A 12653-nucleotide genomic window follows, 5' to 3' on the forward strand; every position below is an offset into this window, starting at 1 on the left:
TGGTACTGATGTGTATTTTATTCAAATTCCAATTGGTTTAAAAGCAATCCTGAACCAGGCGCCACGAATGTAAGTTGTAAATTATTACTATCGCACAGGGATTCTTTAACATCCTGAAGTTGCAATTCGTTTCTACCCAACTGCACCAATGCTCCCATAATCATACGTATTTGATATCGCATGAAGCCTTTTCCTGTCACGTAAAGAGCATAGCTTGTTTCTGGAAAAAAGTTAGCGGTCAGAAGTGTGTTCGGCTTTATTTTACAGCTTTCAATAGTTCTCATTACGTCGGTATTTTCCCTTAATCTTGCCGTATATGCTGAAAAGTTATGGGTGCCTACAAAGAGTTGAGCCCCTTCCTTCATTATCTCGACATCTAGATTCTCATGAAAATTGGCCATGAAAGGTGCACAAAATGGGTGATGCTTTGAACCAAAGGAAAAAAGATAAACATATTCCTTCGTCTTGGCATTTTGTATAATATTAAACAAAGTATCAACTTCTTTTATCTCCAGCGCTTTAATGTCAGGGGGAAGATTCATATTAAAAACTTCCAGAAATTTTTGGTGGTCTTCTATGGGGGTTTCTTCTAAAAATAGTTCAAACGCCGTATTTATTGCCGAAACTTTCGCATCGGTCCGGCCTGCTCCGAGAATTTTGAATTTTTGTCCCTCTAGAACAAACTTTAAGGTTTTTGTAATCATGCCCTCGACAGTTCTTTGTTGCGGCTGCTTTTGCCATCCACTATAGCGAAAACCTAAATATTGCAGCTGTATCAAATAGTAGTACTTATTTCTTTTCATCCATAAAAGTAATTCGTTTCAAGCTACAGTTTTTTTTTGTAATTTGTATGAAGCTTTTTACTAAACCAAGTAGACATGACAAAAGATCAAGAAATAAAACCTCCGAAGTGGTTTTGGATTGTGAGTGTTCTTGCGCTTCTTTGGAATATCATGGGCGTGATGGCATATTTAAAGGATGCTTTTATGAGCGTCGAAGACCTTGAAAAATTGACCCAAGCCGAGCGGCTTCTGTACGAATCACAACCTGCGTGGGCCACGGCCGCATTTGCCATTGCCGTTTGGGGCGGAACACTTGGTTGCATCGCCTTATTGTTAAGAAAAAAATGGGCACGACCTGTATTTTTGATTTCATTAATAGGTATTGTTGTTCAACTAGTTTATGCGTTTTTTCTAAGTAATAGCTTCGAAGTATATGGTCCTGGCGCTGTAGCCATGCCCATTATTGTAGCATTGATTGGAATCTTACTTGTATTTTTTTCCGGGAAGGCCCAAAATAAAGGTTGGATTTATTAGAGACATATTATACTTTATTTCAGTGTTTTATATTATTTTCGCCCTAATTTTTAAGTATAACCAACATTAATTACACTTTATCGAATATTTGAAATAAACCAAATTTGAGTGCGTTTTAAGTTTTAAACCAGGATTCTGTAAATCCCCCGAAACCTAATTTTAGAATGAAATCTGTTTTACAACTATTCCCATGGAAATGGGTATTAAGGCTGTCTATTATGGCGCTGCTCGTGTTAAGTGTTTTTAGCTTTTATGGGCTGTACACTGATAAATTTTATTTTTTTAAGCCTGATAATTATATTTTTCCATTATTAAGTATTGTCCATTTTACCTTTTTATATGTACTCTGGTTCAAGATTAAGGAAAATGAGTTAAGTGATCCGCCAATGCGCACCTTAGAGTATTCATTGTATATTATCTTTTTGGTCTACCTCTATAAATTTTTTGAAACCACTCAGATCTTAATTAGCTATGACGAGTTCGAAAACCATGTAATACCAAATTCATTTTTTCCTATAGCAATACTTATTGTTACGCTACAACTTCTACTCATGGCATTGACCTTAATGGCTTTCAAATATAGGAAAGACCTTGTGGGACAATACGTATTCGATGATATGAACCAACATGTAGATTCATGGAAATAGGACCTCACCCCGCCTATTCAACTATCAAAAATCATTCACTTTTAAATTTTCAGTTTTACAAAGCATACTTTTTTTGGAAAGCTCTATTATAAAAAATAAAAACCCGGTAACAACGACCGGGTTTTTAATGCTCATATTATTGGCGTAGGTAATTTTACTATTTCAAGCTTGACTCGATACTTACTTTAATTACCTCAATATTATCAGGTATATTCCCCAATTCGGATGGGTCTATCAATCGGACATTTATATTTGAATCCTCAGCGCCAGAATCTGCGCCAGACTGTCTTATCACCTGAAACAAACCAGCACCTGCATATTCATCGACTTCAGTTCCCGCATCATATAGGGTAATATATTCACTTACATCTCCGCTAATGGGTGCTCCGTTCTCAAAAAGACTAAGACCTTCGGATGAAAAGGCATAGAACCAATCATTACTTTGTACAAACATAGTCGCCAAGGAAAGATAATCACCCTCTTCTGCAGAAAAAGAGAATTGATAACGACCTCCCGGACCAATGGCCCCTGGACCTGATGCCCCTAACGGGGTATCGAAAGCCTCAGAAATATCTATCCCTTCTTTATCCGCCAGTACATCAACTAACATCATTGGGACCCCGTCTTCGGCAATTGCCTGTAAACCCTCTCCAAAATCTGGGGTATCGATTTGAAAAAAAGAGTTAACGTTCATGTCATGAGTTGCCCAAGCACCAGGTGATAGGGGAACAATTAACCCAGTTGCTTCTTGCGTATCCATTAACAATGCTTCTGGGAAACCATCTTCGGCGATATTTTCAACTCCTTCCGAACTAGCAGCAAGACCCGCGCCTGAAGCCGCTTCCCCTTCAACAAAAAATGGTGCGGGTGCCGTGTGTACCGCATAAACACCTGGGGAAAGTGGAACTGCCGCCCTCACATTCTCACCCTGCGCGGGTACTGAAATGGTGGTACCAGTAGAAACATTCATAATACGAACCTTGAACTTGGCCGGACCTATATTCTCGATGGTCACCTTTATAACCTCTTCATTCTCTGGCAACACATTTCCAAAAGTGCAACTGTTATTGGTTATTTTGGTTACCACTCCGTATTCATTCTCACCTTGATCTACGTCGCCTGCTGCTTGCTGTGGTTTTTGGTTGGGTCCACCTGTCGATTCGTTGACCTCGGTGCCCGCATCCCATAGCTCAATTTGATCCGTTACATCAACAGGTCCATTGGCACAGATTGAACTCCCATCTTCATTATAGAGTCGAATTCCTTCTTCTCCAGGAGCATAAAACAAGTCATTCGATTGTACGAACATCGTTACAAAGGAAAGCCTTGTGCCACCATCTCCAGGAAGTACCACAGGGCCTGCGTCGATTTCAAACTCATAGGCATCACCGGGAAATAAGGGAGTTGGACCCGACCCACCAACAGGTACTGAGAATACGCCACTTTGGAAAATAGGTTTTGGTGTGACCACATTCTCGATAGTCACTGTAAAATCAGCTTGGGCCACCATTTTCTTTTCTGAATCATCACTAAGGCCATCGACATCTGTGACTATTTTCTCCGCTGTAGTATCTCCAATGACTAGTGTATCATTCTCAGGATCCGAACAAGCTGTCAACAACAGAACGGTACCGCTTACAAAAGTTGCAAATAGTGTTTTCATTTTCATAATTTTTGTTTTTAGAATTAATTAGGGGTTAAATCCACAACAATGAAGTGTTAGCATTAGAAATAGTATTATTATTCCCTTTTGCCAGACATTCGCACTGCATGGTAATTGTCTCATATCAAACTAAAAACATTGAAATCACAAGGCAATCACAGAAATTTAAACCTTTGGTTGCCTCCTGTTATACTATTGTGAACTATTAGTAGCTATTAGGGTTTACAATTTTCACTATCTTAATGTTTTAAGGAAACTATAGCTAACTAATTCACTTGAGTACTATCAATAAACTGGATTTTATTACACTAATGCGATTGTTGGCCACTGTGATACCCGTGTGATACTTTTTCTATTTATTTACGACCAAAGAGCTTATGAAACAGATACTTATTATAGAGGACGATCCTGAAATCATCAAATTACTTGAGATTCACCTTACCGACCTGATCTATAGTACGACCAAGGCCATGGACGGGGAGGAAGGTTTGAAATTGGCCCTGGAAAACGATTACGACCTAATTTTGTTGGATTTGACATTACCCGCCATGGACGGTGTGGAAGTATGCAAGGCTTTACGGGCAAAAAAAAATACGCCCATTATTATGTTAACCGCGAAGTCGGAAGAAATTGATCGTGTTTTAGGTTTAGAAATTGGTGCCGATGATTATATCACAAAACCTTTTAGCATTCGAGAATTGTTGGCAAGAATAAAAGCCGTGATGCGGAGAACCGACATACGGCATAGGGAACAAAAGAATACTGCTTCGCTATCGGCAGAGGGGTTAACAATAGATATCGATAAGCGGAAAGTGTTGTTGGAAAACAACAAGATAGAGTTATCACCCAAAGAATTTGAATTATTGGTATTGATGGCCTCGAATCCAGGTAGAAATTATACAAGAACCGAACTACTGAATATCATTTGGGGCTACAATTTTGAAGGGTATGAGCATACCGTGAATTCACATATCAATCGTCTACGGGCCAAAATAGAATCAGATATGGCCAATCCCGTTTATATTCTAACGACTTGGGGAGTCGGGTATAAATTCAACGAAGATATTATCGTATGAGCAAAGCAATACATACACTAACACCCAAACTGGTCAAAAAACTCTGGTTTGCATTTATTCTGTTGATTTTATTGATGGGAGCTTCCTATATTTTCATAACTATCTATTACGTTGACAAATATAGCCATGCCACTGCCCAACGCGTAGATGCACATATTGCCGACCATCTTATCAAAGAAATGTTTCAAAACGATTCCCCATTTCTGGAAGACGGTAGTGTGAACAAACCACTGTTTGGCGATTTGATGCACGATATGATGGCCATAAACCAAAGTATCGAGGTATATCTGCTCGATAAAACCGGTGAAGTTCTCTATTCCGTTGTGTTGGACCATAGTGCCAATGCACCTGCCAACAAAGTATCATTAAATCCCATTAAAACTTTCATAGCAAGCGAGGGAAAAGAATATATCTTGGGAGACGATCCTAGGAACCCTGGCGAACAGGAAATATTTTCGGCCGCCCCTTTCTCCATCGATGGTCGTGAAGGATATATCTATATTATTCTCGAAGGAAAAGAGCTTGAACTTGTTAGTAGTAACCTTTTGGGCACCTATTTTTCAAAATTGGGAATCGGCGCCATACTGTTGTCCATGCTTTTTACGGTCATCATCGGGCTGCTGAGTATTTGGTTTTTGACAAAAAACTTACGGTTAATGACCGGAACCGTCCGTCGATTTCAGGAAGGTGATCTTGACGTACGCATCGAAAATCCTGAAAAATCGGATATCGCTATTTTCGCCCATTCCTTTAATGAAATGGCCGATACCATCGTTGATAATATGGATAAGATGAAGTCCGTAGATCTGTTGCGAAGGGAACTTATTGCCAATGTCTCGCACGACCTTCGAACACCTTTGGCCGTATTAAAGGGCTACATCGAAACCATGCAGATAAAGAAGAATTCCCTTTCAGAAGATGAAAAACAAGAATACCTTCAAATCACTCATGATAATGTAGACCGATTATCGAATCTTATCAATCAATTGTTTGAATACTCCAAATTGGAGGCCGAGCAAGTGAGTCCGGTGAAAGAACCTTTTTCAATTACCGAATTGTCACATGATTTAATAGCTAAGTTCAGAGTGCTAGCAGAACAAAAACAAATAACCCTACAACTTGACAATCCTCAAGAAAATAGTATGGTCTATGCCGATGTAAGCCTTGTAGAACGGGCGCTTCAGAACCTCATAGAAAATGCTTTAAAATATACAGAACCTAATGGCAAAGTCACACTATCGATACAACGAAAAAACAAGAATGTGGAAATAAATATCACTGATACGGGAACCGGAATTCCCCTAAGTGAGCAACCCTTTATATTTGATCGCTACAAACAGGTAGATAAAAGTACCAAGAAACAAGGTTACGGACTTGGCCTGGCCATTGTCAAAAAAATAATGGACTTGCACGACACGACAATAACCGTTTTAAGCAAGCCCAAAGAAGGCAGTTCGTTCATCTTCAGCCTACCTGCATATCAACAAGTATAAGAGGGAGAAAAATTGCTGTGAACAAAAAGCCCCGACCAATTCATATGGACAGGGCTTTTGATTTCTTTAATTATATAATTTCGATAAGGAATTTTAGAGACCATTTATAAAACTTCCGTAAAGGTCTTTAAACTGATAACCTTCCGTGAAGCGATGCTTGCTCAGTTTTTTATAGGCTACCAAGCCCCAAAGCAATAATTCCTTTAGGAAATAAGTATCTTCTTTTGGGAAATCGGGCTGATATTCCTTTATAATATTGTTCAGTGCAGGAATCGTATCCAAAGCCCTTTTGTATTCGGCATCGGTATAATCGTCCAACAATTCAAAGCCCTCCCCTTCAAAGAACCAATGGGTAAGTTCATCATAAGGAGTCTTCTCATCTTTACGTTCCAATTTATTGATTTTCGGAAAATAAGTGGCAAACAATGATTTTACCGCATCATCGATCAATATGGAAGCCACACCGTCGGCTCCTTCTTGCTCGCCTTCATAGACCAACTCAATTTTTCCAGTAATTGAAGGTATTACACCTACGAAATCGCTCAATCGCACAGCTGTTTCGGTCGCTCCGTTTAATAACGTACGCCGTTCGGCCGTACTCAATAGATTCTCAAAAGCGGTAATACTGGTTCGAGCACTCACACCGCTTTTTGCATCAACATACTCACTGTTTCGAGCTTCAAAGCTAATTTGCTCCAAAAGGTCTTTGGCCAAATCGGGTACGTAAACCGCATCTGTTTGACGTTTGTCCAAACGCGATTCTTGTTCCGTAATCTTACGGGCCGTGGCGATATCGTCGGGATAATGCGTCAAAATCTGCGAACCTATTCTGTCTTTTAAAGGAGTTACGATACTTCCCCTGTTGGTATAATCCTCCGGATTGGCAGTAAAAACAAACTGAAGGTCTAAAGGTAGTCGAAGCTTAAAGCCTCGAATCTGAATATCACCCTCCTCTAAAATGTTAAATAACGATACTTGAATACGCGCTTGTAGATCAGGAAGTTCGTTTATCACAAAAATACAACGGTTCGCCCTGGGTATCATTCCGAAGTGAATGACCCTGTCATCGGCATATGACAGTTTTAAATTTGCTGCCTTAATCGGATCGACATCACCGATCAAATCGGCTACAGTAACATCGGGCGTAGCCAACTTTTCATAAAATCGTTCATCTCTGTGTAACCAAGAAATAGGGGTTTTATCACCTTTTTCACTGATCAGTTCTTTCGCATATCTTGAAATCGGTTGCAAAGGGTCGTCATTAATTTCAGAACCCGCTACAATGGGAATGTATTCATCCAACAAATTGACCATCAGGCGTGCCAATCGCGTTTTGGCCTGACCTCTCAAGCCCAATAAATTTATATTGTGCCGTGACAAGATAGCCCGTTCCAACTCAGGAATGACCGAACTTTCATAACCCCAAACACCTGCAAAAGTTTCCTTTCCATTTCGGATTCGTTCAATGAGGTTGTTACGCAGTTCGTCTTTTATTTTCTTCGTTTTATACCCAGCTTTTTTAAGTTCGCCAAGCGTAGTAATCTCTTTATATTTCAATTCCATAGGTTTAATATACGTAAGTAAAAAACAAAATACCTGTATTCTTAGGCAATCTTGTTTATCTCAATCTTTTTCGTCTATTCTGTTCGTAATCTTCAAAAATCATTTCTCCCAATCCCTTTAATCCAGTAAAAAAGGCCTTGCCCTTGTTCGCTTCGGTAAAATGTCGAATAAATTGCATCAAATAGGGGTCTTCCGCAATCATAAAGGTAGTAATCGGAATATGCAATTTACGTGCTTGTCTTGCCATATTGTAGCACTTCTCGACAATATAGTCATCGAGACCGACACTATTTTTATAATAGGTACCATCGGGAAGCCGTAAACAACTAGGTTTACCATCGGTAATCATAAATATTTGCTTGTTAGTATTGCGCTTTCTTCGCAACATATCCATAGCCAGTTGTAGACCGGCCACGGTATTTGTATGGTAAGGCCCCACTTTCAAATACGGTAAATCTTTTATAGGAATCGGCCAGGCATCGTTACCGAACACCAATATATCAAGGGTATCTTTCGGGTAACGCGTGGTTATCAATTCGGCCAAGGCCATGGCCACTTTTTTAGCGGGCGTAATGCGATCTTCTCCATACAAAATCATACTATGGCTAATATCGATCATCAAGACCGTACTCATTTGGGCCTTATATTGGGTATCTTCTACGACCAAATCTTCTTCACTCAAGGAGAAGTTGCCGATACCATGATTGATTTGGGCGTTTTTAAGGCTTTCGGTCATCGAAATATGCTCTAGGCCATCCCCATAACGGTATTCTCTAAAGTCACCGGTATGCTCATCGCCCTGGCCTGATTTACCGGTTTTATGATTACCAGCGCCACTACGTTTTAATTTTCCGAAAATTTGATCTAGGGCCCGTTGCCGAATGATGCGTTCCATTTTAGCGGTAATAGACATGCTACCCCCGTCACCTTCTTCTCCGGTACCTTCTCCCCCACCATCTTTGAACTCCTCTTTAATATACCCTTTGGCTTTTAAATCTTCGATAAAATCATCAATGGTATATTCATCGTCTGTAAGTTGATATTCTTGATCTAATTCACGCAACCAATCGATCGCTTCATCAAAATCACCTGAGGTGTGGGTAATCAGTTCTTGAAAAATATCAAAAAGTTTATCGAACGGAGTTTGTTCCGGTGCATCATAAGTAGAAAAACGAAAACCCTTTCTTATCATAGTCATTCTATAAAATTAAGACATTTGACAAAATGACTGCCCCCTTTTATAGAAAACTTAACGAAAGCAATTTAGCAGTAAGGGGCACAAAATAATAGGTTCGAGGTATATTCCAAAATAACACCTCGAACCTATACCTATATTCTTGCCACTTTTTTACTCAACCGTATAACTCGCCTTATTTACCTCAGTCAATCGAAAATACCCATGGGCATAATTATCTGGATTCGTTTGGTTGACGCAATTGCCTTTTACCGCAACAGGTGTAGCTTGAAATAGTCCGACACCCCCAATTTGGTCTATCAGTATATCCATATAATTATAGTAGGCGCTTGAAATACCATACATCTCTATTGAAATAACATCTCCGGGCTGTAGCACATCAATCTTGTCGGTGTCTTCATCTTCTTGAACTTCATACCACCAATCGACTTCATTGCCGTCAATGAACTCATCATCGCCGACTTCCAATTCAGGCAGCAGGTCTCCCTCCCTTTTAAACCTAATAAAATAGTAATTGTCTTCATTCGCAGGGTCGATAAACTCAACGTGAACTTCCAATTCCTCGTCATCAAAACCATCTTCACGGCCTTGGTAAATATTGGTAATATCAGTTACGGGAATTAAGGTTTCCTGTGCCATATAGGTTTCCCCATCATGAATGATCTGTAAGGTATACGATTGACCAATTACAGGAACAAAATCATCCGTCGTATATTCCCCATTGCTCTGATCAACAAAAAGAAATTCGTCGCCGCTCGTATCGTTTGATATAATCACCGATGCACCTGTTACAGCCGTATTACCAGTTGTTTCAAAAAATGCGGTAGATGTACTTAACCGAATCGTCTGTTCATTGCCCATAGTTCCTTTTTCCCAATCTATGGAAGCTTCTACCACAAGTCTGGTAGGCGCTGTCTGCACGGGTACATCAATAACATCGGAGCAAGAAGCCAAAGCAATGGCTAAGAATAGTATGGTGGTTCGTATGTAAATTTTCATATTCTTAAAATTTAAAATTATAAGTTAAGGAAGGAACGATGCCGAAGATGGCCGTTCTTGTAGCTTCGTTGGCGCCAGTCTCGAAATTCTGACCAAAAGAAATAGAAGCCGCATTTTTGCGATTATAAGCATTGTAAATTCCCAATACCCATTCGCCCTTAAACCTTTTCTCCGGTTTTCGGTTGGGTTTATAATTGACCGAAAGATCTAACCGGTGATAGGCCGGCAAACGGTCTGAATTTCTTGGAGCATAACTTGCAACCGAAATTCCTTCGTATTCATACTGTTCGTTGGGGTAAGTGACCGGTCGGCCCGTCTGAAAAACGAGATTGGTACCAAAACTCCACTTGTCGTTCAACTTGTACGCACCGGATATTGAAATATCATGGGTTCTATCGTAAGGTGTATTATACCATTCCCCATCATTGATGCCCAATCCGCCAGCATTACCGCCCGGCGTTCGCTGTTCTGATTTTGATAAGGTATAGGCAATCCATCCAGTAAACTTTCCTTCATTTTTACGGAGCAACACTTCGAGGCCGTAGGCGCGTGATTCCCCGTTTAAAATTTCCGTTTCTATCGTATTCTGTCCTATTAAATCGGACCCATCGATATAGTCGATGCGGTTGTCGGTGTTTTTATAATAGGCTTCTACTTCCATAGAATAGACCATATCCTTGAAATTTCGGAAGTACCCGATCGCATACTGATTCGATAATTGCGGTGCTACATATTTTCCACTGGGCGTCCACACATCTAAAGGGGTTGCCGAGGCTGTGTTAGACAACAAATGAATGTATTGTGCGACCCTTGAAAAACCCGCTTTAAATGAAGAAACTTCGTTGAATTGATAGGCTAATGACACCCGAGGTTCCAAATTGCCAAAGCGCTTGATGGCATCTCCCTTTTCATAGTTGGTCTCCCCTACAGGGATGCCGCGTTCATAGATACCCAAAACGGGATTGTACACCACGGGTTGATTATTCGCATAGTCAACCATCGCTTGACCACCCAATCGTGAAAATGCACTATATCGTAGGCCGTATTGTGTCGTTAATTTATCGGTAAGCTTGTGTTCGGCATTCACGTAAAGACCGCTTTCAAGCGCCTTTTTACGATCCAAGGTCATCGGGTTGACGGCAGAGGTCTCCGATGTTGGTTTTATCTGCCCCGGGTCGAAATCATAATAAATACTACTAGCGCCAAAGTCTAATTTGAAGTTGTTGCTGAAATAGTATTTCAGGTCATACTTTAGATTGTAATTGCTGATCGATGAAACCCAGTCGAATTCAGCGGCCGTAATGCCCAAGTCATAATCATATTTGCTGACTACGGCCGACAGGTTCGAAAACAACCGTTCATTGAAAATATGGTTCCACCGCAAGTTGCCTGTTGAATTACCATAACTGCTGCTGAAACTTTCACCCAATTCAAAGGCATCTCTACCGAAATAACCGGAAAGGAAAAGTTTGTTGTTTTGATCGAGGTTATAGTTGGCCTTTAAGTTAAGGTCATAAAAACTTACGCTATTGTCTTCGCCCGCCGCTTTTAATAAAATGTCGGCATACGAACGACGCCCCGCCAATAAGAACGAACCCTTCTCTTTAAATAGAGGGCCTTCGACCGCAATACGACTGGAAATAATACCTATACCCCCCGTAGCGGCAAACCGCTTGCTATTACCATCTTTTTGGCGCACGTCTAGAACAGAAGAAACCCTGCCACCAAAGCGGGCAGGAATACCCCCTTTGTACAATTTGACATCTTTTATCGCATCGGCATTAAAAACGGAAAAGAAACCGAACATATGCGAGGTATTGTAAATAATCGCTTCATCGAGCAAGACCAGGTTTTGATCCCCGGCACCACCGCGTACGTGAAACCCACCGGTACCCTCGCCATTGTTGGTCACTCCTGGTAGCATTTGTAGGGACTTTAAAATATCGACCTCTCCCAAAACCACTGGCATCTGTTTTACCGTAGCGATATTCATTTTTGCCACGCTCATTTCGGGTTTTCGCAAAATGGCCCGCTCAGGTTCATCGGCAGTTACCACGACTTCTTCAAGTTCGGTCGAGAATTCACTGATTTCGAAATCTAGTTTTTGATTGCTGTCAAGTGTTATTTCTTGATTGACTTCAGAAAACCCGACATAAGAAATATTTAAGGTATAGTCTCCTTCAGGGGCCGTAATAGAGTAAAAGCCATATTCGTTGGTGACCACGCCAATGGTGGTACCCTTTAAAAATACGGAAGCCCCGAACAGAGTCTCTCCATTGCTTTTATCGCTAATAGTGCCGTTTAGCGTATAGCTCGTTTGGGCGATGGCCATAGAAGTAAAAAGAAAAGTAACCAGCCAAAGGCCGAAGACCAAAGGCTTTCGAAAATCTGTTTGTATGCGCATTGAATGTTAGTTTATGATGTTGTCTTTTAATTTCCCCTCCAAAGACAACGGCAAAAATAAAAGGTTGCATCGAACGACCCTTTTAATTGGGAAAAGTTTACCATTCAATAGCACATTGATAAGAAATACGGCTTGAAATATGGATTAGGTTGCATATATACGTGACCATATTGCTGTTGACAACGTTTGTTTCGCCATGGTTTTTAAACCTGCCGTAAAATCTTAAATTTGAAGAGGTTGTAGGATAAAATATGGTTACTAGTATCTATATATAATTGTTGCCAAACGTTTGAGGGA

The 12653-nt window shown here is 40.4% G+C and carries 10 protein-coding genes; 4 read left to right on the top strand and 6 right to left on the bottom strand.

The features are described 5' to 3' along the window. Positions 1 to 17: 17 nt before the first annotated feature. Positions 18 to 803: a tRNA pseudouridine(38-40) synthase TruA gene (truA, locus tag BLS33_RS01415; RefSeq protein ID WP_089884547.1), complete on the bottom strand. Its 786-nt coding sequence runs from the start codon at positions 801 to 803 to the stop codon at positions 18 to 20. Positions 804 to 878: 75 nt separating this feature from the next. Between truA and BLS33_RS01420 the strand changes: the two genes are divergently transcribed. Further along, the gene (locus BLS33_RS01420; protein ID WP_089884548.1) at positions 879 to 1316 is read left to right on the top strand and encodes a hypothetical protein; all 438 of its coding nucleotides are present in this window, start codon (positions 879 to 881) and stop codon (positions 1314 to 1316) included. 164 nt (positions 1317 to 1480) lie between these two features. Then, on the top strand, positions 1481 to 1963 hold the full coding sequence (locus BLS33_RS01425; protein WP_089884550.1) for a hypothetical protein: 483 nt from the start codon (positions 1481 to 1483) through the stop codon (positions 1961 to 1963). Positions 1964 to 2120: 157 nt separating this feature from the next. Here BLS33_RS01425 and BLS33_RS01430 read toward each other — a convergent pair whose 3' ends face one another. Then, a complete protein-coding gene (locus BLS33_RS01430; RefSeq protein ID WP_143017555.1) occupies positions 2121 to 3626 on the bottom strand; it encodes a spondin domain-containing protein in 1506 nt (501 codons plus the stop codon). Positions 3627 to 4003: 377 nt separating this feature from the next. Here BLS33_RS01430 and BLS33_RS01435 point away from each other — a divergent pair, with 377 nt between their 5' ends. Then, positions 4004 to 4702, top strand: a complete 699-nt coding sequence (locus tag BLS33_RS01435) for a response regulator transcription factor (protein WP_089884554.1) — start codon at positions 4004 to 4006, stop codon at positions 4700 to 4702. Next, a complete protein-coding gene (locus BLS33_RS01440; RefSeq protein ID WP_089884555.1) occupies positions 4699 to 6195 on the top strand; it encodes a sensor histidine kinase in 1497 nt (498 codons plus the stop codon). The genes BLS33_RS01435 and BLS33_RS01440 overlap by 4 nt, the downstream gene beginning before the upstream one ends. A gap of 93 nt (positions 6196 to 6288) precedes the next feature. On the opposite strand, the gene BLS33_RS01445 is transcribed toward BLS33_RS01440, so the two are convergent. From BLS33_RS01445 to BLS33_RS01460, 4 genes are all read right to left on the bottom strand, one after another. After that, complete coding sequence (locus BLS33_RS01445; protein ID WP_089884558.1) at positions 6289 to 7758, bottom strand: magnesium chelatase; 1470 nt, start codon at positions 7756 to 7758, stop codon at positions 6289 to 6291. Positions 7759 to 7813: 55 nt separating this feature from the next. Then, positions 7814 to 8956, bottom strand: a complete 1143-nt coding sequence (locus tag BLS33_RS01450; RefSeq protein WP_089884560.1) for a vWA domain-containing protein — start codon at positions 8954 to 8956, stop codon at positions 7814 to 7816. Positions 8957 to 9106: 150 nt separating this feature from the next. Next, entirely contained in the window at positions 9107 to 9952 is an 846-nt protein-coding gene (locus BLS33_RS01455; protein WP_089884562.1) for a DUF4249 domain-containing protein, read from the bottom strand. A gap of 4 nt (positions 9953 to 9956) precedes the next feature. After that, the gene (locus BLS33_RS01460; RefSeq protein ID WP_089884565.1) at positions 9957 to 12356 is read right to left on the bottom strand and encodes a TonB-dependent receptor; all 2400 of its coding nucleotides are present in this window, start codon (positions 12354 to 12356) and stop codon (positions 9957 to 9959) included. Positions 12357 to 12653 lie beyond the last annotated feature (297 nt).

It is taken from the genome of Kriegella aquimaris (assembly GCF_900103215.1).
Taxonomy (GTDB): domain Bacteria; phylum Bacteroidota; class Bacteroidia; order Flavobacteriales; family Flavobacteriaceae; genus Kriegella; species Kriegella aquimaris.

Coding starts and splice junctions, on each gene's coding strand:
- BLS33_RS01435 (WP_089884554.1), top strand. CDS start 4,004: ATGAAACAGATACTTATTATAGAGGACGATCCTGAAATCATCAAATTA.
- truA (WP_089884547.1), bottom strand. CDS start 803: ATGAAAAGAAATAAGTACTACTATTTGATACAGCTGCAATATTTAGGT.
- BLS33_RS01460 (WP_089884565.1), bottom strand. CDS start 12,356: ATGCGCATACAAACAGATTTTCGAAAGCCTTTGGTCTTCGGCCTTTGG.
- BLS33_RS01455 (WP_089884562.1), bottom strand. CDS start 9,952: ATGAAAATTTACATACGAACCACCATACTATTCTTAGCCATTGCTTTG.
- BLS33_RS01440 (WP_089884555.1), top strand. CDS start 4,699: ATGAGCAAAGCAATACATACACTAACACCCAAACTGGTCAAAAAACTC.
- BLS33_RS01425 (WP_089884550.1), top strand. CDS start 1,481: ATGAAATCTGTTTTACAACTATTCCCATGGAAATGGGTATTAAGGCTG.
- BLS33_RS01445 (WP_089884558.1), bottom strand. CDS start 7,758: ATGGAATTGAAATATAAAGAGATTACTACGCTTGGCGAACTTAAAAAA.
- BLS33_RS01430 (WP_143017555.1), bottom strand. CDS start 3,626: ATGAAAACACTATTTGCAACTTTTGTAAGCGGTACCGTTCTGTTGTTG.
- BLS33_RS01420 (WP_089884548.1), top strand. CDS start 879: ATGACAAAAGATCAAGAAATAAAACCTCCGAAGTGGTTTTGGATTGTG.
- BLS33_RS01450 (WP_089884560.1), bottom strand. CDS start 8,956: ATGACTATGATAAGAAAGGGTTTTCGTTTTTCTACTTATGATGCACCG.